Genomic DNA, 22,240 nt, shown 5'->3' with positions numbered 1-22,240 from the left:
ATATGAATCAATACATATCAATACCTTTTATAATATAAATATAATTATATAGTAAATAATTAATTAATATATATTATTAGCCTTCTCCAAAATTTAACTCTTTAAGTAGTTTCTTTAATGCTCTTTTTTCTATTCTAGATACATAGGATCTTGAAATACCTAATATTGAAGCTATCTCTCTTTGTGTTTTTGGTTTCCCATCTATTAACCCGTACCTCATTTCTATTATTCTTCTCTCTCTTTCTTGAAGACATGTTTGCAGTATACAATATAATTTTTTCACTTGTATCTTATTTTCCACTACCTCCAAAATGGAATCTTTATCACTACTTAATATGTCCATAAGGGATATTTCATTTCCTTCTTTGTCTAGACCTATGGGATCTTGCAAGTATACTTCACTTCTAATTTTCTTATTGTTTCTAATAAGCATAAGAATCTCATTTTCTATACATCTTGCAGCATAAGTCGCTAACCTAGTTCCCTTATCCATATCAAATGAATCTATTGCCTTAATTAATCCTACTGTTCCAATTGATATTAAATCATCCACTTCTTTCCCAGGAAATGAATATTTTTTTACTATGTGTGCTACCAATCTTAGATTTCTCTCAACTAAGACACCCTTTGCTTCAGGATCTCCATCTTTTAATCTCTGTAAATATTCTTTTTCTTCTACTTCTGTAAGTGGCTGTGGAAAAGAGTTATTTCCTGAAACATATCCTGTAAGTAAGGCATATTCGCTAATTACATTCAATAACCAACTCAAGCAAAACATTTATGCTCCCCCTAATAGTGCTTATTATTATAATATGTTTACTTTAGGGGAAAAGTGACTATATGGTAATATTTATTTCAAAGAAAAATTTTAAATTTTAGGAATATTATATTATACAATGTAAAATCTAACTTTAGTTTAGTTTCATAATATTACTATGAGTTAAACTTTCTACTATATCCTTAAATACAGAACATGCAATTTGACTACTACCACTTTTTTCTTCTACCTGTGGTAAATATATAACCATTGAATAATACTTGTTATCATATTTGAAAAACCCTGCGAACCAGCCATCAGAACACTTTTTATCTCCATTCAAATATTCAGTAGTACCAGTTTTGCCGCCGATTTCTATATTATCTATTTTAGCATTGCTTCCTGTACCAAGCTCATCATTTACTACACCTATCATACCTTCTTTAATTATATTAGCAGTACTTTCACTGAAGACCTCTATAGATTCACTTTCATACTTCTTTAAAATTTTTCCTTCTTCACTTATTATTTTATTTATAATTTTAGGTTTAATATATTTACCACCATTAACTACTGTATTAGGAATGGATAATGCTGCTAGCGGTGTAGTTCTCACCGTTTGTCCTATAGATGTATTAGTAATGATATCTAAGTTATTTTCTACCTTATATCCTTCTATCGTTCCACTTTTCTCATCTTGAAGATTTAGCGTCTTATTAAATAACCCTAATCTATTAGATAATTCATATATTCTATCCATTCCAACCTTCCATCCAATTTGAGCAAAAGTATCATTAGATGATGCTATGTATGCTTGCTCCATATTATATGAACCTAGCTTTTCAATACTTTTGGGGAAAATTTTCTTTAAATAGAACTTTTCATCTCTTCCTATTAATTGATTTTCTAAAGCTGCTTCATATAGTATAGTTTTAAAGGTAGAACCAAGTAAAAAACCATTTCCACTAGGTATTCCAATATTTACATTAGATAAGCTATCATTTTTCTGCGCCATTGATAATATATCCCCAGTGGTGCTTTCCATTAGTACTGCTCCAATTTGACCGTACTCTTCATAATTTTTACTTTTTAAAATCTCTTCTACTTTTTTTTGAATATTATAATCTAGGGTTGTAGCTACATTATTATTACCTTTTATATCACTAAATACTTTTTTAATAATATTACCACTAACATCCTTTTCAAGCTTTAATTGCTCTTTTTTATTATCCTTAATATATTCATATATTTCTCTTTCTAGTGTTCCCTCATCTTTCAGCTTTGAATTATCAGAATATTTTACTCCACTAGCTAGTATATTCTTTATATTCCAATCATTATACTTTTTATATTCAGTATATTCGTATACATACATCCCTCTTACATCTTCTATATTTTTTAACTTTTCATAACACTCTTTATCAATTTCATATTGTTTATTTCCATTTTCAATTTCATATTGTAATAAGGAAATATCATAATCTCTATTAAAACTTCGCAGTATATAGGATACATTTTTCATTGAAATAAAAGCTGCTTCCTCATTTAATGTATAAAAAGTTAATGGATCTATCACTATATAATATTTTAATGTACTTTCAAAAATATTATTGTCATTTCGATCAAGCAACTTAAAGTTAATATTATTTATATCCTCTTCATAGTAATATTGTTCATTAGCAGATACTGAAAGTGTAGGCCCCTCCATTAATTGAACATAGATAAACCTAATAATTAATCCTATAAACATTAATATCATAATGGATAATAGGTAATAATTTCTCTTAGTTACCTGTCCTTTATTACTTTTTTGAAACAATAAAAACACCTCCCTTAGTATAATCTTTGACTAAAGAAAGGTGTTTAATACCAAATTTTTGAAATTTGATTATACTGACCTATGTAATAATTACTCTTGTCTTGCTAATATCTGGTGGATATTTCCTTTAATAACTTCTATAGCTACTTTATTATGTCCACCTTCTGGGATAATAATATCTGCATACTTCTTAGTATTCTCTGTAAATTGTTCATGCATCTGCTTAACTACAGTTAAATATTGAGTTATTACTGAATCTACAGTTCTTCCTCTTTCATTAAGATCTCTTACTAGTCTTCTTATGAATCTTACATCTGCATCAGTATCTACATATATTTTTATATCTAACATATCTCTAAGAGATTCATCCTCAAGAACAAGTATTCCTTCTACTATTACTATTTCTCTTGGTTCTACCATTATAGTTTCTTTTTTTCTATTATGTACCTCAAAATCATACTGAGGCTTCTCAATAGCTTTACCATCAATTAAAGATTTTAAATGATTTACTAATAAGGCTGTATCGAAGGCATATGGATGATCATAGTTTGTCTTTACTCTGTCCTCCATAGTTAAATGGCTTTGGTCCTTATAATAACAATCCTGTTCTATCATAGCTATGCAATTTCCATCAAAACTTTTGCATATTTCCTTTGCTATGGTACTTTTCCCTGAACCAGTTCCACCTGTTATTCCTATTATAACTGGACGTTTCATTAAACTTCCTCCTTAGCCTTTATTATAATATCATTTTCTTCTAATTCTTCATTAACTTTAGCCGTATATATCATTTTTGCACTAGGTGCTGACTCAATTTTATTTCCTTTTTCATCATGAAGGTCTCTAAGAACAACTTGCTTATTTTCTCCTATTGGTCTTAAAACCTCTACTTGAGCTCCTTCAACTACTTTATTTCTATGCTCAATTGTAACTATTCCTGTTCCTTTATTATAATCCTTAACTATACCTATAATGTCATAATTTCTTACATAGGCTGAACTATCTTGAACTTGTTTATTTTCTTCATTGAAATAGAATCCAGTATAGTATTGCCTATGACTAGGTTTATTTAAGTCTTCTAACCATCTTGGATTAAACTTATAGTCTTCTGGAGACTTCATATATTCATCTATAGCTTCTCTATAAGCTTTAACAACACTTGCCACATAGTAAGTGCTCTTCATTCTACCCTCTATTTTAAATGACAGTGCTCCAGTTTCCATAAGTTCTGGAATATGCTCAATCATACATAAATCCTTAGAATTCATTATATATGTTCCCTTATCATCTTCCATGATAGGATAATATTCTCCTTCACGTTTTTCCTCTACTAGATGATATTTATATCTACATGGTTGCGCACAAGACCCTCTATTAGAATCTCTCCCTACCATATAGTTAGATATAAGACATCTTCCTGAATATGCCATACACATAGAACCATGAACAAATATCTCTAAATCCATAGTTTCAGGTATTTTCTCTTGTACCTTTCTTATTTCTTCAAGGGATAATTCTCTAGCTAAAACAACTCTTTTTACCCCCATCTTATGCCAAAACTCACAAGTCTTCCAGTTAACAGTATTTGCTTGAGTACTTAAATGCAACTCCATATTTGGTACAGTTTCTCTAGCCATCAAAATTATACCAGGATCTGATACTATAATTGCATCTACTCCTGCTTCATATAATTCCTTCAGATAATCTTCTAAACCATCTAAGTCATCATTATGTGGAAATACATTTAAAGTTACATATACTTTTTTACCTTTTGAATGAGCAAATTCTATACCTTCTAATAATTCTTCATTGCTAAAATTATCTGCAAAAGCTCTAAGATTTAACTTGCTACCACCTAGATATACTGCATCTGCTCCAAAATTTAATGCTGCTTTAAGCTTCTCCAAGTTCCCTGCTGGAGCTAATAGTTCCGGTGTTTTCATTTTCATTCCTCCTAACTGTCAGTGCTATACCATCTCCCATTGGTATTACTGTTGTAAGTAAATTTTCATCCTTTGAGATTGTTTCCATATATTTCTTCATTCTTTTTACTATAGTAATTTTTCTTCTTATCATCAAGTCTTTACATGCAACCATACCTCTAAATAATACATTATCTGATATAATTATTCCATCCTTTGATAACATTCTTATGCAATGAGGTAAAAATTCACTATAATGACCTTTACCTGCATCCATAAAAATCAGATCATACTCATCATCTAATCCTTCAAGAACTTCCAAACAATCACCTTGTATTATTGATATCTTTTCATCTAAACCTGCTTTTTTTATATTTTCAGTTGCTATGGTTACCATTTTTTCATCTCTTTCAATGGTAGTTATAGTAACATTATTTTCCGATGCTAAGGACATTAAAATGGAGGAGTATCCTATTGCTGTGCCAAGCTCAAGTATCTTTTTAGGTTTTTTTAAATTAATCATAAACTCTATTAATCTAGCAGTTTCCTTTTGAACTATAGGCACTGCATTTTCTTCTGCAAAATTTTCTAACTCTTTTAACATCCCTTTAGAATCTCCTATGAGACCTCTTAAGTAATTTTCCATATAATCATATGTAATACCGCTCATTTCTTCCTCCATATAATCCTATATAATTTAATCATTATTTATATACTCTATTTAAAATCTCTTATACATATCATATACATTTACTATTAAGAATATAATAATTTTATAATACAAAGTTATAAGCTCAAAATTATTGAGCTTACAACTTTTTATTCTAAATTTAATATCTTAGTATCCTAATTCTTTTAACTTATTCATAAAGTCTACATCATTATCAGTAAAATAATGATGTGTTTTATCTTTTTCTAAAACGTAAAATAAATAATCAGTACTTTCAGGCTTAGCTGCTGCTAAAATTGATGATATTCCTGGACTAGATATAGGCCCCAATGGCAATCCATGATTTTTATAAGTATTATAAGGTGAGTCTACCTCTAAATGTTTATTTAAAACAGTATCTACATGCTCACCTAAAGCATAAATAACTGTAGCATCAATCTGTAGCTTCATCTCCTTTTTCAACCTATTGTATATAACTGAGGAAACTAATGGTCTCTCTTCATCTACTCTAGTTTCATTTTCAATAAGAGAAGCTATAGTTATTATATCGTAAATATTAGTTCCTTCAGGAATAATGCTATTAATTTTAGAATTAAAAGCATTATTCATAGTAGCTATAACTTCATTAGGTTTAACTCCTTGATTAAAGAAATATGTATCAGGAAATAAAAATCCTTCTAAATCATATCTCCTTCCTTCCTTTGATGGAATATAATCAGGAGCTGCATATTCTTTTATAGCTTTTAAGAACTCATCCTTAGTAAATAATCCCTTTTCCTCAAATAATATAGCCATTTTTTCTATATCATATCCTTCTGGAATAGTTACAGATATAGAGCCTTCATTATTTTTATTCTCTAAAACAGCAATTATCTCCTCAAAGCTTAAATTACCTGATAACTTAAATGTTCCTGGTACAAGTTCTGCTGAAGTATTATGCAACTTCATATAAATCTTGATTAATGTTTTACTTTTTATAAAACCTTGATTATCTAACCTATCTAATACGTTGTAAAGCGAATCCCCTTCATTTACAACTACGGTGACTTCTTCACCTTTTAATGGAGACTTTGTCGAATAATTGTAATAAAAACCACTGACTGTTAATATTACTATTAATACTATTACAATTATACTTACAATTTTCTTCATATTACACCCCCATGAACGGAAATATTATTTCTTTAATGCTGCTCTCTTTCTTAGGGTTGGATCTAGTATTTTCTTTCTTAATCTTATAGTTTTTGGAGTAACCTCTACAAGCTCATCAGAAGCTATAAATTCTATACATTGCTCTAATGACATATTAGGTACTGGTATTAATTTAAGTGCATCATCTGATCCTGAAGATCTTGTATTTGAAAGATGTTTCTTCTTACATACATTAACTTCTATATCTTCATTTCTTGAACATTCTCCACAAACCATTCCTTGATATACTGGAACTCCTGGTCCTATAAATAATCTTCCTCTTTCTTGTGCATTGAATAATCCATATCCAATAGACTCTCCAGATTCAAACACAACTAGAGATCCTCTGTTTCTCTCTACTATATCACCTTTGTATTTTTCATAACCAACTAAAACGTGGTTCATTATTCCATTTCCTCTAGTTTCAGTCATAAACTCATTTCTTAATCCAATTATTCCTCTTGATGGAACTTTAAATTCAAGTCTAGTATATCCATTAACAGCACTAGTCATGTTAACCATCTCTGCTTTTCTTGGACCCATTTTTTCCATAACAACTCCCATATACTCTTCTGGTACGTCCATTGTTAAGTTTTCCATAGGTTCTAAAAGTTCTCCATTTTCATGTTTGTATATAACAGATGGCTTAGATACTTGGAATTCATATCCTTCTCTTCTCATAGTTTCAATAAGAATTGAAAGATGAAGTTCTCCTCTTCCACTAACTTTAAATGAGTCTGCTGAATCAGTTTCTTCAACTTTTAAACTTACATTAGTTTCAAGTTCTTTCATAAGTCTATCCCTTAAGTGTCTAGATGTAACAAAATCTCCATCTTGACCTGCGAAAGGTGAGTTATTAACTATAAAGTTCATACTAAGCGTTGGCTCATCAATATCAACAAATGGCAATGCTTCTGGGTTTGTAGCATCTGCTATTGTTTCTCCAATATTTATACCAGGAATTCCTGATATAGCTATAATATCACCAAGTTTAGCTTCTTCTACCTCAACTCTTTTTAATCCATCGTAAGTATAAACATTTGATACTTTTACATTTTTCTTTGATCCGTCCTTTGACATTTGAGCTACGGTTTGATTCTTTTTAATAGTTCCTCTTTCAATCTTACCTATTCCAATTTTACCAACATATTCGTTGTAATCTATTGATGTTACTAGCATTTGTAGTGGCTCGTCTATGTAACCTTTTGGTGGATGCACAGTTTCAATAATTGCTTCAAATAATGGAACCATATCTACAGGTTCATCTTCAAGTTCTGATACTGCAACTCCATCTCTAGCAGATGCATATATTATTTTAAAATCTAATTGCTCATCTGTAGCACCTAATTCTACAAATAAGTCAAAGATCTCATCTATAACTGCCTCTGGTCTTGCATCTTTTCTATCAATTTTATTGATAACAACCATTGGATCTAATCCAAGCTCAAGGGCCTTTTTTAGAACGAATTTAGTTTGTGGCATAGCTCCTTCATAAGCATCTACTACAAGTAAAACACTATCTACCATTTTAAGTACACGCTCAACTTCTCCACCAAAATCAGCATGGCCTGGAGTATCTATAATGTTTATTTTTACTCCATTATACATTACTGCAGTATTTTTTGAAAGAATAGTTATTCCTCTTTCTCTCTCTAAATCATTTGAGTCCATAACTCTCTCTTGCATTACTTCATTTTCTCTAAATACTTTACTCTGCTTTAAAAGCGCATCCACTAAAGTTGTCTTACCATGGTCAACGTGAGCTATTATAGCGATGTTTCTTATATCTTCTCTTGTATATAAATTCATATTTTTCCTCCAAAATTTTATTTTAATAATAAACCACAAAATAAAATTGGATACTTAAGTATCCAATTTAAATTAACTATTTCAATTCTAATATTATGTGGATAAAAAGTCAATGTTATTAAAACATTATTAAATCCCAATACAGAATAGATTTATCATTAATTACTATTTGTGTAATCTTAACTTATAACAATTAATGAAAAATGAAGTTTTTTAAACTTCCATAATTATAGGTAAAATCATTGGTCTTCTCTTAGTCTTTTCATAAAGGTACTCTCTAAGAGCTTCTCTAATTGTTGCTTTTATAGTAGGCCATTCCGTAATGTGTTTTTCTTCACAATGTGCAAGGGCCTCTTTAACAACCTCTCTAGCCTTATCCATTAAATCCTCAGATTCTCTAACATAGACAAAGCCCCTTGAAATTATATCTGGACCTGCAATAACACTTCCAGTATCTTTACCCATGGTAACTACAACAGTTAGGATACCATCTTGTGATAGATGTTTTCTATCCCTTAGAACAATATTTCCTACATCTCCAACTCCAAGTCCATCTACAAAAACTTGCCCTGAAGCTACTGTACCTGCTTTTCTTATAGATGTTCTACTTACTTCAATAAGATCTCCATTTTCTCCTATATACACATTTTTCTCCGACAAACCTAACTTAACAGCTAGTTCACCATGTTGTTTTAAATGTCTATATTCACCATGAACTGGTATGAAGAATCTCGGTTTTACTAAAGAATGCATAAGTTTTAACTCTTCCTGGCATGCATGACCTGATACGTGAACTTCTGCTAGTGATTCATATACTACTTCTGCCCCTTGTTTAAACAATTGATTTATAACCTTAGAAACTAATTTCTCATTTCCTGGTATAGGCGATGCAGATAATATTACTAGATCTCCCTTTTGTATATTTACCTTCTTATGCTCAGAAGCTGCCATTCTTGAAAGAGCTGCCATAGGTTCTCCTTGACTTCCAGTAGTTATCATAACTATTTCATCATCACGATATTTCCCCATAGAATCTATACTTATTAATGCATCTTCTTCTATAGTAATATATCCAAGTTCTATAGCAACTGCGATTATATTTTCCATACTTCTACCAGAAAGTGCAACTTTTCTATTATACTTTCTAGCTGCTGTTATTATCTGTTGAACCCTATGAATATTAGAAGCAAAAGTTGCAACAATAACTCTTCCCTTAGCACCATGGAAAATCTTTTCGAAACTTTCTCCAACTATGCTTTCAGACATAGTGTATCCTGGTCTCTCTACATTAGTACTGTCTGCTAAGAGTACAGTTACTCCTTTTTTCCCTAGCTCTGCAAATCTAGTTAAATCTGTAACCTTGCCATCTATAGGTGTAAAGTCAATCTTAAAATCTCCAGTATGAAGTACTACACCTAATGGTGTGTGTATAGCTATAGCTACCGAATCTGCTATACTGTGATTTGTTTTAATAAATTCTACAGATACACTAGTAAGCTTTATGATATCCTTTGGCTTAACTTCTCTTAAGTCAACCACTCCTAATAATGCATGCTCTCTTAATTTACTTTCCACAATTCCCAGTGTAAGTTTAGTCCCATAAACAGGAACATTAATTTGCTTTAATACATATGGTAAAGCACCAATATGATCTTCATGAGCATGGGTTAAAAATATTCCAGTTACTCTATCAATATTCTTAACTAGATAAGTAACATCTGGTATAACTACGTCAATTCCCAACATCTCATCATCTGGAAATTTCAATCCGCAATCGATAACAACTATATCATTCTTATATTCTATAGCAGTTAGATTTTTACCTATCTCATTTAATCCCCCTAAAGGAATTATTTTAATCTTCTCTTTTTCTTTTTTCAAAACCTACCCTCCTTTTCTACATAATTTTCTTTATGCTCTGCCTAACTTTATTAATATAAAAGATTAGGTTTTTGAGCATCTTAATCTAATCTGTACATATATACATTTAATTTCTAATAGAAATTTTAATATCATATAGTATAGATTTATATAACATCTCTACTAATAATAAAGTTATTATTGTAAAGAACAATTATCACAAATTCCATAAAACTTTAAACTATGATTTTTTATTTTAAAGTTATACTTTTTTTCTATTCCCTGCTCTAACTCCTCTAAAAGATCTCCTTCAACCTCAATGACTTTACCACAATTTTGACAAATCAAATGATGATGTTGATGACTTTCATCTTCATCACAAAGTTCGTATCTACTGCATCCATCATCTAAATCAAGTTTATATAGCACTCCCATTTCTTCTAATAACTGAACAGTTCTATACACAGTTGCAAGTCCGATTTCCGGACAATTAACCTTTACTAAATCATATATTTCTTCTGTGGTTAAGTGGCTACCTTCATTTTTAATAATCTCATCAAGTATAGACCTTCTTTGAGGTGTCAATTTATAGCCCTTTTCTTTTAGAATAAGTTTTAAATTTTCAATTTTCTCATTAGACATAAATTAACACTACTCCTTTCACCACTAGGTGAAGTATATTTATTCTATAACACCTTCATCATATAGAGTTTCAAAAGCATCATTAACCATGTTAAACTCTTCTTCATCCTCTACTGTTGCAAAGTATTCTTCTCCATCTTCATCCTTAAGAACCTTTAATGCAATAGCATCCTCATTTTCATCATCAATAGGCGCTACTATAAAATACTCTGTATCTTCTATTTCTAACTTGGTTATAACTTCAAACTCAACGTCATTACCTTCTTCGTCAGTCAATGTTATATTTTCTAAAAAATTTTCCATAAAAATTTCCTCCTTCTACATATTGGTAGTATTTTTCTATATAGAAATTATCTATATTACAATTCTATTCTGTAAGCTATAAGTGCCTATTTAAGTTTATACTATATATTATCTTATTCATGATAATATTATTTACTAAGACTATCTAAGTACCCCTGTAAAATATAAGTAGCAGCTATCTTATCAACCAAGCCTTTTCTTTTTTTTCTTGACATATCAGCTTCTAACATAGCCATATGTGCTGCCCTAGTAGTAAGTCTTTCATCCCAAAATTTAATTTCTATGTTTACGTGCTCCCTTAACGCTTCACAAAATCTTTGTACCTTTTCTGCTTGCTCACCTATAGTACCATTCATATTCTTAGGTAATCCTGAAATTATAGTTTCAACATTATATTCGTTGCATATTTTTATAATTTCTTCTATATCTGCCTCTTCCTTTTTACGTCTTATGGTGGTAATTCCTTGAGCTGTGAAGCCTAGTGGGTCACTTATAGCTACTCCAATAGTTCTATCACCCACATCTAATCCAAGTACTCTCATGCTCTTCTCCTAACTGTATATTACAAATATAGGAGCTCCATTATGATAAACAGAGTTCTTTGCTTCAGAGGGAGTTTTTACTCCCCCTGAAGGTTAGAAATCGTTATCCAGGGTCGTAGCCGCTCTTTACTCCCACTTTAAAGAAGATGGGAGTATTAGAGCGGGTAGTCATAGGATAAACCTCTTCTTTATCCTTATATGGGTGCTCCTTATTCTGATCATTACAAATTAATAATTATATGCTATTATAATTAACACTAATGGATAAAATCAATTTATTATTCCAACACTATATACATCTTTAATGGACTGTATTATACTTTTACCTATTACATATTATGTGTAATTTTAAAATAAAAATGCCTTAAAAGGCATTTTTATTTTATATCTAGATAAGATTTTAAAACTTCTTCTAATATCTCGTCTCTCTCTAGTTTACTTACTAATGCTCTTGCGCCATTATAGTTGGTTATATAAGTTGGGTCGCCAGATATAAGATAGCCTACTAACTGGTTAACTGGATTATAGCCCTTCTCAATTAGAGCATCATATACATCAGTTAGTATAACTTTTGTCATATCTTTCTTATCTTTCATTACATCAAACTGAACTGTATGTTGTTTATCCATTATATCACCTTCTCAACCTTACTTTATTTTCTATTATACCATCATTGGATGCAAAAAGTATACTATTTTACTAAAGTTTCTACTATTTGACTTACCTTTGAAATTGCTTCATCTAGTTTTTCTGGTTTCTTTCCACCTGCTTGTGCCATGTCAGGTCTTCCACCACCACCACCGCCAGTGATGATAGCTACCTCTTTAATAATCTTTCCAGCATGAGCACCCTTTGCAACTGCTTCCTTACTAGCCATTACAACAAATTGAACCTTTCCAGCAACTCTACTCCCAAGAACTACAACTGCATCTGAAACCTTATTTCTAAGTTTATCACATAGATTTCTAAGTGCATCTCCTTCAATATCATCTAGCGCAGCTGCAATTACATTGATTCCTTTAATATTTTCAGCTTTATTAATTATTTCATCTTCAATACCACTAGCTAATTTTTCCTTTAATCCTTGTATTTCTTTTTCTTTTTCTTTTAAAGTAGTAAGTAATCCATTTAACTTATTTAATAAATCTTTTTCTCCACACTTTAAAGTTGCCGATATTTCTTTTAATAACTCCTCTTTTTCATTTACATAACTTTCAGATTTAATACCTGTAACAGCTTCAATTCTTCTGATTCCTGCTGCTACTCCACTCTCATTTAGAATCTTAAACAGCCCTATTTCGCCAGAATTCTTAACATGAATTCCACCGCATAGTTCCTTGCTATATTCACCTACAGATACAACCCTAACATCCTCTTTATATTTATCATCGAATAAAGCCACAGCTCCCTTTTCTTTAGCTTCATCTATAGTCATAATCTCCGTGTTTACATCATAAGCTTTAAGAATTTCACTGTTTAAACTTTCTTCTACTTCTTTAAGTTGTTCTGAAGTCATAGCTGAGAAATGGGTAAAGTCAAATCTTAATCTATCCCCATCTACATAAGATCCAGCTTGATTTACATGGTCTCCTAAGACTTCTTTTAAAGCTTCATGAAGCATATGAGTAGCAGTATGATTTTTGCATATATTACTTCTCACAGTGGAATCTACTAACAGTTCAACAATTTCATCTATCTTAAGTTCTCCTTTAATAGCTTCTACAAAGTGAAGTATATGACCTCTGGTACTTTTTTTACAATCAAAAACTTTTCCTTGGAATTTATCCGTGTGTATAGTTCCAATGTCTCCTACTTGCCCCCCCATTTCTGCATAAAATGGAGTTTTTTCAGTAACAACTACAAATCTTTCCCCTTCTCCTACTTTGCTTACAAACTCATTATCTTTTATCATAGATAAAACTTTACCTTTACTACTTATAGTTCCATAGCCTAAAAACTCAGTAGTTATTTCCATTGGAATATTGTTTAAAGCACCTTCATCATTTCCCATGTAGTTTGATGTACCTCTTGCAGCTCTTGCTGTATTCCTTTGATTTTCCATTTCTTTATGGAAAGCATCAAAATCAATTTTCATTCCCTTTTCAACTAAAATTTCTTCGGTAAGTTCAACTGGGAATCCAAAAGTATCATAAAGTTTAAATGCTTTTTCTCCACTTAATACATTTATCTTTTCAGTATTCATTTCATCGATATAGGATTTTAATATATCCATACCTTGGTCTATGGTTTCTGCAAATCTTTCTTCTTCTAAGCTAATGACTTTCTTAATATAGTCTTTTTTCTCTTCTAATTCTTTATAAGCTCCCTTTGAACTATCAATAACTACGTTACAAAGTTCATTTAGAAATGTACCTGTGATTCCTAAAATTCTTCCATGTCTTGCAGCTCTTCTAAGAAGTCTTCTTAATACATATCCTCTACCTTCGTTAGATGGTAATATTCCATCTCCAATCATAAAGGTAATACTTCTTACATGGTCAGTTATTATTCTTATAGACACATCTAAATCTTTATTTTTGCCATAGGTTTTTCCAGCTTTTTTACAAACTGCACTTAAAACATCCTTAATTGTATCTACTTCAAAGATATTATCTACACCTTGCATTATAGTAGATATTCTCTCAAGTCCCATTCCTGTATCTATATTAGGATTTGCTAATCTCTCATATCCACCCTTACCATCTCCGTCAAACTGTGTGAAAACTAAATTCCAAAATTCAATTACTCTATCATCATCACCAGCTTTAATAAATTCTTCAGTAGTTTCTATTTGCGGAAGATCTGATTTTCTATCATAGTGAATTTCTGTACATGGACCACATGGACCAGCACCATGTTCCCAGAAGTTATCTTCTTTACCTAATCTAAAGATCCTACTTGACTCTATATCAGTTTTCTTAGTCCAAATATCAAAAGCCTCATCATCTTCAAGATATATAGTTACATATAGTTTATCCTTAGATATTTTTAAAACCTCTGTTATATACTCCCAAGCCCATACTATAATTTCTTCTTTGAAATAATCTCCAAAAGAAAAATTTCCTAACATCTCAAAAAAAGTACCATGCCTTGAGGTTTTTCCTACATTCTCAATATCACCAGTTCTTATACACTTTTGACAAGTTGTTACTCTTTTACTTGGTGGCGTCTGAATACCAGTAAAATATGGCTTTAATGGAGCCATCCCCGCATTTATTAGTAAAAGACTCTTATCATTCTTAGGTACTAAAGAAAAGCTATTAAGTCTTAAATGCTCTTTACTTTCAAAGAACTTTAAAAAGCTTTCTCTTATTTCATTTAAACCCATATTATTCATATTACATTCCTCCTAATTATTTCTAATAACAATGACTTTTATTCAATTTTTCTAAAATAAAATAAAAAAAACTTCCATCCCTGAAAAGGGACGAAAGTTTTCCGCGTTACCACCCTAATTATACTAGATTAACTAGTATCTCTTAATTAATTATAGCTCCAAGACAGCTTCAATATGTTTCACTGAAAGTTTTCACCTACCACTTTCTCTCTGAAAGTTTCCCATATCTACTAATTCTTATCATAACTTCATATTCAATTGGAACTCGACTCACTACGTTCGCTGAGTAAGTGATTCACATCAAATCATAGATTTGAGTTCTCTATTTAATTGAAACTCGACTCACTGCCTTCGTTAAGTAAGTGAGTCACACCAAATCATAGATTCTGGTTCTCTACTTATATGATAAATTATATTTAGCATTTCAGCAATTGTCAATAATTCTAAACTAAAATAAATAATAATCTATTTCTCCTACAACTATTTTAATCATTACCCATACTGGAATTACAATAATCATCCCTAAAATTCCACCTATACTTCCACCTATTATAAGTAGTAATAATATGGTTACTGGATGAGAATCTACAGTTTCACCTAAAATTTTAGGGCATATAATATCTCCTTCTAGCTGTTGAATTACAAACAACCAAAATATAACAATAACAGCTTTCTTAGTAGATGTTAAAAGTGCTATTAAAATTATTGGAATAGCTCCTATAACCGGACCAAAATATGGTATTATATTAAACACTGCATTTACTAAAGATAATATTAAAGCATATTTTATACCACTTACCTTTAGTGCTATAAAGGTCAATATACCAATTATTCCACACAATTCAAACTGAGTTATTATATATCTTTCCATTACCTTATCCATGTGATTTAAAGCTCTTCTAATGGCATATTTATTGCTAAAAGGCATATACTTCATGATTCCTTTTGAAATACTATCTCCGTCGCTTAAAAAGAAATACACTAAAGTTGGTATTATAAATAGCAATAACAAATTTTCAGCTATAGATACAATTTTTGATAAAAAATTCGATATAATTACCATAAGAGCGTCTTTGAATCTTTCATAGGAATTATATAATACTTCCTTAACGAAAGGACTATCAGTAACATATTTAATATCTCCAGTAATTCTTTCATAATAACCTTTCATCTCACCTATTACTTCAGCAAAATTGGAGCTTTCATTATATATCCATGGAACTAAAATAGAAAATATTATAACTACAAATAATATAATAGATAGAATTACTATTAAAGCACTTAACTTTCTATTAAGTCCCCTTTCCATAAAGAACTTATGAAAAGGTCTAATACTATATGAAATTATAAAGGATATTATCACTACTCCTAAAACCTCAGTAAAAATAGGAAACTTCCACAATAAAAATATTATTATACCTATAATTAATAGAGCTATTGCTAACCTACCTAAGTTACTCCAATTCCAATCAATCTTTTTCATAATATACATCCTTATTAGTAGCTTTTTTCTTTCCTACATTAGGCATACATTCCAAAGCTATATTAGTGTTTTCAGCTGTATATAATATATAATCGTCTCCTAGTATCAAGTATGGTTTTAATAAAATACTTCTACTTTTAAACATGCTGAATATATTATAATCTTTTACTGCAAGTCCTTTTATTTTAAAGTCATCATCACCGAATATAACCTCACTTACTAAACCTAATATATTAGAACATTTATCTATAACATGCATATTCAGAATACTTGAAAATTCTAAGTACTTATCCTTAACTATATTGTTAATTACTAGCTGAGACTTATAATATACTATATTCTCTTTTAGTACGTTAAACTCCTTACCCAATAATCTATATGGGCTAATTTTAAATCCTATCACTTCCCCCTTATTAAAATCAACTAATAAATCCTTTATATATCCTATCTTTTTTCCTTGGATATTCATTACATCCATATAGATGTAATCTCTACTTTTAGCCATAAAATAAACTCCCTTCATAGGAAATGATATTTCTATCCTTGCCTATTTAAAGAGAGTTTATACTAATATTAATGTGGACTAAGTTATATAACCAAAAACATCATCTATTCATTGTTATACTTATCCTTCCACTTTTCAAGTCCATGAGATTCTCTATAGTTATTAATAGCCTTGTGTATAGTTTGTTCTGCAAGTACGGAGCAATGAATTTTAGAAGATGGTAATCCATCTAAAGCTTCTATAACAGATTCATTAGTAAGATTCCAAGCTTCTTCTAGAGTCTTTCCAATAATAAGTTCTGTGGCAATACTGGATGATGCAATAGCAGATCCACAACCAAAGGTCATAAATTTAGCATTTTTAATCACATTATCTTCTATAATTAAATATATCTTCATTACATCTCCACACCTTACATCTCCACATTCACCTATGCCATCAGCATCAGGTAAAGTACCTACATTTCTTGGTGAATAAAAATGTTCTAGAACTTTATCACTGTAATCCATAAAAATCCCTCCTAGAATGACTTCAAGGATTGTCTTAAAGATTGCTAAACTTATATCAATAAATCTAGCTGATTCTCTTTAAGACAACCCTAAAATATCATTCAATCTTTTTATTGTACTTTAAAATTATATTTAATTTACTATTTTATAACTCTTTCAATAATTCCTCCACCAACAACAAGGTCCCCTTGATAACAAACTACAGACTGACCCTTAGTTATAGCCCGTTGAGGGGTTTCAAAGTCTAACTTAATATGATTTTCATCTAATTGAGTTAGTTTTGCAAGAGCCGGTTTAGCTGAATATCTTACCTTAGCCTCAACCATAATCTCTCCTTCTATTTTATCCATAGGAATTAAATTTATGTTTTTAGCAATAAGCGTAGTATTAAAGATTTCTGATTCTTCGCCTAAAACTACTTCATTTCTTTCTGGGATTATGTTAGTTACAAATACAGGTTTTCCAAGAGCAATTCCAAGACCTTTTCTCTGACCTATAGTATAATATACTATGCCCTTATGCTTACCTAAAATTTTTCCAGTACTATCTACAAAATTTCCTGGTACAACTTCTCTTCCACTAAATCTAGAAAGATAATTACCATGATTGTTATCAGGTATAAAGCAAATTTCTTGAGAATCTTTCTTTCTAAATACTTCCAAACCTATTTTTTCAGCGATAGCCCTGATTTCTGTTTTAGAATAAGCTCCACAAGGCATCAAAGTATGTGCCAATTGATCTTGTGTTAGAGTATATAGCGCGTAGGTTTGGTCTTTTCTATCATCTTCTGAACGCTTTAATCTATATCTTCCATCTTTGAAATCTATAGTAGCATAATGCCCAGTAGCAATATAATCAGCGCCTAGCCCTTGAACTTTTCTTAAAAATTCTTCAAACTTAATTTTTCTATTACATTCTATACAAGGATTTGGGGTTCTCCCACTAAAATACTCCTCTATAAAATTGTCTACTACATGCTCTTTAAAAGGAGCTTTAAAATTCATAACATAGAAGGGTATATCTAAAACATCTGCTACTCGTCTTGCATCATTAACTGCTGAAAGAGAACAACAACCACCTTCATTTTCTGCATATTCAGGATTATCTGGAGATAACTTCATCATTATTCCAGTGACATCATATCCTTGTTCTTTTAAAAGATATGCTGCTACAGAACTGTCAACGCCTCCACTCATCCCTATTACAACTTTTTTCTTCATCTAAGTATCACACCTATTCTCCATGAACTTGATCATGTATATCATCATGTTCTTCGTAATCCCAAGGCTGTAATCCTTGTTTCTCTCTGTAATCATTTATAGCTTTATGAATAGCTTCTTCTGCAAGAACTGAGCAATGCATTTTAACTGGTGGAAGTCCATCTAAAGCTTCTGCTACAGCTACATTTGTAAGTGTCCACGCTTCATCTAAAGTTTTTCCTTTTATTAGCTCTGTAGCCATACTAGAAGATGCTATGGCAGATCCACATCCAAAAGTCTTAAATTTACAATCTACGATTTTCTCATCTTCAACTTTTAAATAAACCCTCATTATATCTCCACATTTAGCATTCCCAACTTCTCCAATTCCGCTAGCATTTTCTATTTCTCCAACGTTTCTTGGGTTTGTAAAATGATCCATTACTTTTTCACTATATATCATAATTATTTGTCCTCCTTGTTAAAAAAACTTTTTATTTTTCCATTTAAGAAACTGTCATATAATGGTGACATATCTCTAAGCCTTTGTACTATTGCAGGTACAGTTTCTATTACATAATCTACTTCTTCTTCAGTTGTTTTAGCACCCATCGTAAGTCTTAATGAACCATGGGCAACTTCATGAGGAAGCCCTATAGATAACAATACGTGAGATGGATCTAAAGATCCAGATGTACAAGCACTTCCACTTGATGCACATATTCCTTTAGCATCAAGCATTAAAAGAACTGACTCTCCTTCTATAAATTCAAAACTAATATTTACGTTTCCTGGAAGTCTTCTATCTCCTACAGAACCATTAAGTTTAGAATATGGGATCTCTAGTAATCCCTTTATAAGCTTATCTCTTAAATAAGTTAATCTTTCTTTTTCTTCAGTTAAATTTTCCATAGCTAGCTCTATAGCCTTTCCTAATCCAACTATTCCAGCTACGTTCTCTGTTCCAGCTCTTCTGTTTCTTTCTTGAGCTCCACCATGAACCAAGTTGTGAATTTTTATGCCTTTTCTTAGGTATAAAACTCCAACACCTTTAGGACCATAAATTTTATGTCCTGATAGAGATAGTGCATCTATATCCATATTTTTAACATCCATATCTATATGACCTATAGCTTGAACTGCATCTGTATGGAAGAAAACTTTTCTTTCTTTACATATAGCGCCTATTTCTTTAATAGGTTGTACAGTTCCAATCTCATTGTTGGCAGTCATTATAGTCACTAATATAGTACTTGGCTTTATAGCATTTTTTAGTTCTTCTAACCTAATAGACCCTTCTTCATCCACATCCAAATAAGTTACTTCAAATCCTTGTTTTTCAAGATATTCACAAGTGTGAAGTACAGCATGATGCTCTATTTTAGTAGTTATAATATGATTTCCTTTATTTTTGTTAGCAAGGGCTATTCCCTTAATTGCCCAGTTATCTGCTTCTGATCCACCACCAGTGAAATATATCTCTGCTGGATCCGCATTAATAGCTTTTGCTATTCTATTTCTTGCTTTATCTATAGCTTTTTTAGTTTCCCTTGAAATCGAATATATAGATGATGGGTTACCATAAAACTCCGTAAAGTAAGGTATCATATCCTCTAATACTTCTGGTTTTGTGTATGTTGTTGCCGCATAATCCATATAAACTGTTTTATTCATTTAGGTTCACTCCTTTAATTTTCAATATGTTAGAATAATCGTCTACAATATCCTGTAAAGTTATTGCCATTGTTACAGAATCAATGCTATCCTTAATTTTTTTCCATACTATTCTAGTTGCGCAACAATCAATATTATTGCAGCCATCACTATCTAAGCAGGTTGAAATTTCGATAGGTCCTTCTAGCACCTCTAATACTTGATATACTGTAATTTCTTTTGGATCCTTGGCTAGAATGTATCCTCCATTGGCTCCTCTTATACTCTTTATTAGCTCTGCTTTTCTTAACACAGAAAATAACTGTTCAAGATAATATTCCGAAATATTTTGTCTACTTGAAATACTCTTAATAGATATAGGGCTTTTTCCGTAGTTAATAGCTAGGTCAACCATAGCTTTAACCCCGTATCTTCCCTTAGTTGATAACTTCATAAAAATCATTCCTTAATGTTGAGTACTTTACTATGGTTTAATAATATCAAATCAGAGTATTTATGTCAACTATTCTTTTAATATCTGCACCAATAAAATATATCTTTAATATTATATAATAACAACTATTTAATTAAGGAGGTAAAAAATGAGTAACTTTAGGGATAATCCATATCGAGAATTAGTTTATGGAGTAGATATTAAAGTACCATTGATAGATAAATCATATTGCATAGGTATCAATTTCGATAATGCAGCTACAACGCCTCCATTAAAATCTGTAATTGATGAAGTAATAAACTTTTCTCCTTATTACTCCTCAATACATCGAGGAGATGGATATAAATCTCAATTATCCACCTATATGTATGAAACTTCAAGGGAAATTGTGAAATTTTTCATTAATGATTATAGTGATATGATGGATGTTATATATGTAAAAAACTGTACTGAAGCTATAAATAAGCTAGCTGGTATATTAGCTAGTCAAGATAAGGAGTCAATTATTCTATCCACTTCTATGGAGCATCATTCTAATGATTTACCATGGAGAAAAAATTTTGAAGTGAAATATGTAGAAGTAGATGATGAAGGTTATTTAGATATGGATGATTTTAAGTCTAAACTAGAACTATATAATGGAAGAATTTCTTTAGTTGCAATAACCGGAGCTTCAAATGTTACTGGCATTAAAAATCCTATATATACCATAGCAAATTTAGCTCATAGTTATGGGGCTAAAATTTTAGTAGACGGAGCTCAACTGATTCCTCACAGTAAATTTTCTATAGGCCTTCAACTCCCTTTAGGACCTATTGACTTTGTTGCTTTTTCAGCACATAAGATGTATGCACCCTTTGGTTGTGGTGTATTAATTGGACCTAAAGATTTTTTTAATGAGTATGAACCTGACCATACCGGTGGAGGAACCATTAAATTCGTATCTCATGATAAAGTAATATGGACTGCTTCCCCTTATAAGGAAGAATCTGGATCTCCAAACCTTATTGGTTCAATAACTTTAGGTGCTGCTATAAATGAGCTTTCAAAAATTGGAATGTCTAATATTGATGAATATGAAAAATATTTAACTGTATATACTACAAAACATCTTCAATCTATACATTCAGTAAAAATATATAGCAATTATTCCGATTTTCAAAATAAAGTTAGTATTATTCCATTTAATATAGAAGGAATACACCATACTATAGTGGCCAAAATACTATCCTATGAATTTGGCATTGCTGTAAGAAGTGGATGTTTCTGCGCTCATCCATATCTACAAAGGCTTTTAAAAATTCCTAAATCAATGATAGAAGAAATGACTCTTGCATCTAAGGATATTCAGCCTGGTATGGTTAGAATTAGTTTTGGTATTTACAATACAATAGATGAAATTGATAAATTCTTATATGCCATAAAGAAAATTGTAGATAATAAGGGGTATTACACAAAAAAATATACCTCAATGAGAGGTAGCTTAATATAATTTATTAATGTTTTTGAAAATCAAAGACTCCTCAAACCAGCATGAATAAAACAACTATTTAAATAGTTTTATATTTACCTAGTTTCCTATATA

21 protein-coding genes and 1 other annotated feature are annotated in these 22,240 nt (G+C 30.8%); of the genes, 1 reads left to right on the top strand and 20 read right to left on the bottom strand.

The window, feature by feature from the left end; all coding sequences use genetic code 11:
* Positions 1–76 precede the first annotated feature (76 nt).
* The 20 genes from sigK to B3Z56_RS08590 form a co-directional block, all read right to left on the bottom strand.
* Entirely contained in the window at positions 77–778 is a 702-nt protein-coding gene (gene sigK / locus B3Z56_RS08685) for an RNA polymerase sporulation sigma factor SigK (protein WP_035133266.1), read from the bottom strand.
* 133 nt (positions 779–911) lie between these two features.
* The gene (locus B3Z56_RS08680) at positions 912–2,576 is read right to left on the bottom strand and encodes a penicillin-binding transpeptidase domain-containing protein (protein ID WP_346848314.1); all 1,665 of its coding nucleotides are present in this window, start codon (positions 2,574–2,576) and stop codon (positions 912–914) included.
* A 90-nt stretch (positions 2,577–2,666) separates the two neighbouring features.
* Positions 2,667–3,293: a uridine kinase gene (udk, locus tag B3Z56_RS08675; RefSeq protein WP_346848313.1), complete on the bottom strand. Its 627-nt coding sequence runs from the start codon at positions 3,291–3,293 to the stop codon at positions 2,667–2,669.
* Positions 3,293–4,519 carry a U32 family peptidase gene (locus tag B3Z56_RS08670; RefSeq protein ID WP_346848312.1) on the bottom strand — a complete coding sequence of 409 codons (1,227 nt, stop codon included), beginning with the start codon at positions 4,517–4,519 and terminating at the stop codon, positions 3,293–3,295. The genes udk and B3Z56_RS08670 overlap by 1 nt, the downstream gene beginning before the upstream one ends.
* Positions 4,470–5,168, bottom strand: coding sequence for an O-methyltransferase (locus tag B3Z56_RS08665; protein WP_346876446.1), 699 nt, complete (start codon positions 5,166–5,168; stop codon positions 4,470–4,472). Before B3Z56_RS08665 ends, B3Z56_RS08670 begins: the two co-directional genes overlap by 50 nt.
* 168 nt (positions 5,169–5,336) lie before the next feature.
* Positions 5,337–6,320, bottom strand: coding sequence for an endolytic transglycosylase MltG (gene mltG / locus B3Z56_RS08660; protein WP_346878608.1), 984 nt, complete (start codon positions 6,318–6,320; stop codon positions 5,337–5,339).
* Positions 6,321–6,344: 24 nt separating this feature from the next.
* Entirely contained in the window at positions 6,345–8,168 is a 1,824-nt protein-coding gene (gene typA / locus B3Z56_RS08655; RefSeq protein WP_346848309.1) for a translational GTPase TypA, read from the bottom strand.
* A 213-nt stretch (positions 8,169–8,381) separates the two neighbouring features.
* A complete protein-coding gene (locus B3Z56_RS08650; protein ID WP_346848308.1) occupies positions 8,382–10,049 on the bottom strand; it encodes a ribonuclease J in 1,668 nt (555 codons plus the stop codon).
* Positions 10,050–10,226: 177 nt separating this feature from the next.
* Positions 10,227–10,670, bottom strand: coding sequence for a Fur family transcriptional regulator (locus B3Z56_RS08645; protein WP_035133257.1), 444 nt, complete (start codon positions 10,668–10,670; stop codon positions 10,227–10,229).
* Positions 10,671–10,709: 39 nt separating this feature from the next.
* Positions 10,710–10,973, bottom strand: coding sequence for a DUF1292 domain-containing protein (locus B3Z56_RS08640; RefSeq protein WP_035133255.1), 264 nt, complete (start codon positions 10,971–10,973; stop codon positions 10,710–10,712).
* Between the two features lie 128 nt (positions 10,974–11,101).
* Positions 11,102–11,515, bottom strand: coding sequence for a Holliday junction resolvase RuvX (gene ruvX, locus B3Z56_RS08635; protein ID WP_346848307.1), 414 nt, complete (start codon positions 11,513–11,515; stop codon positions 11,102–11,104).
* Positions 11,516–11,892: 377 nt separating this feature from the next.
* Positions 11,893–12,144, bottom strand: a complete 252-nt coding sequence (locus tag B3Z56_RS08630) for an IreB family regulatory phosphoprotein (protein WP_035133250.1) — start codon at positions 12,142–12,144, stop codon at positions 11,893–11,895.
* 62 nt (positions 12,145–12,206) lie between these two features.
* Positions 12,207–14,852, bottom strand: a complete 2,646-nt coding sequence (alaS, locus tag B3Z56_RS08625) for an alanine--tRNA ligase (RefSeq protein ID WP_346878607.1) — start codon at positions 14,850–14,852, stop codon at positions 12,207–12,209.
* 83 nt (positions 14,853–14,935) lie between these two features.
* Positions 14,936–15,105 (bottom strand) — a binding site (T-box leader).
* Between the two features lie 195 nt (positions 15,106–15,300).
* On the bottom strand, positions 15,301–16,335 hold the full coding sequence (locus B3Z56_RS08620; RefSeq protein WP_346848305.1) for an AI-2E family transporter: 1,035 nt from the start codon (positions 16,333–16,335) through the stop codon (positions 15,301–15,303).
* Positions 16,322–16,840, bottom strand: coding sequence for a PRC-barrel domain-containing protein (locus B3Z56_RS08615; protein ID WP_035133245.1), 519 nt, complete (start codon positions 16,838–16,840; stop codon positions 16,322–16,324). The genes B3Z56_RS08620 and B3Z56_RS08615 overlap by 14 nt, the downstream gene beginning before the upstream one ends.
* A gap of 104 nt (positions 16,841–16,944) precedes the next feature.
* A complete protein-coding gene (gene nifU, locus B3Z56_RS08610; protein ID WP_346848304.1) occupies positions 16,945–17,349 on the bottom strand; it encodes a Fe-S cluster assembly scaffold protein NifU in 405 nt (134 codons plus the stop codon).
* Positions 17,350–17,489: 140 nt separating this feature from the next.
* The gene (gene mnmA, locus B3Z56_RS08605) at positions 17,490–18,569 is read right to left on the bottom strand and encodes a tRNA 2-thiouridine(34) synthase MnmA (RefSeq protein ID WP_035133242.1); all 1,080 of its coding nucleotides are present in this window, start codon (positions 18,567–18,569) and stop codon (positions 17,490–17,492) included.
* Between the two features lie 13 nt (positions 18,570–18,582).
* On the bottom strand, positions 18,583–19,011 hold the full coding sequence (gene nifU, locus B3Z56_RS08600) for a Fe-S cluster assembly scaffold protein NifU (protein ID WP_035133240.1): 429 nt from the start codon (positions 19,009–19,011) through the stop codon (positions 18,583–18,585).
* A gap of 2 nt (positions 19,012–19,013) precedes the next feature.
* Positions 19,014–20,222, bottom strand: coding sequence for a cysteine desulfurase NifS (gene nifS, locus B3Z56_RS08595; protein WP_346878606.1), 1,209 nt, complete (start codon positions 20,220–20,222; stop codon positions 19,014–19,016).
* Entirely contained in the window at positions 20,215–20,655 is a 441-nt protein-coding gene (locus B3Z56_RS08590; RefSeq protein ID WP_035133236.1) for an RrF2 family transcriptional regulator, read from the bottom strand. Before B3Z56_RS08590 ends, nifS begins: the two co-directional genes overlap by 8 nt.
* Positions 20,656–20,803: 148 nt before the next feature.
* Between B3Z56_RS08590 and B3Z56_RS08585 the strand changes: the two genes are divergently transcribed.
* Positions 20,804–22,147, top strand: a complete 1,344-nt coding sequence (locus B3Z56_RS08585; protein WP_346878605.1) for an aminotransferase class V-fold PLP-dependent enzyme — start codon at positions 20,804–20,806, stop codon at positions 22,145–22,147.
* The last annotated feature ends 93 nt before the right edge of the window (positions 22,148–22,240 follow it).

Source organism: Clostridium sp. UBA7791 (genome assembly GCF_002480755.1).
Lineage (GTDB): Bacteria > Bacillota > Clostridia > Clostridiales > Clostridiaceae > Clostridium_J > Clostridium_J sulfidigenes.
This window is presented reverse-complemented; position numbering and strand designations above follow the sequence as displayed.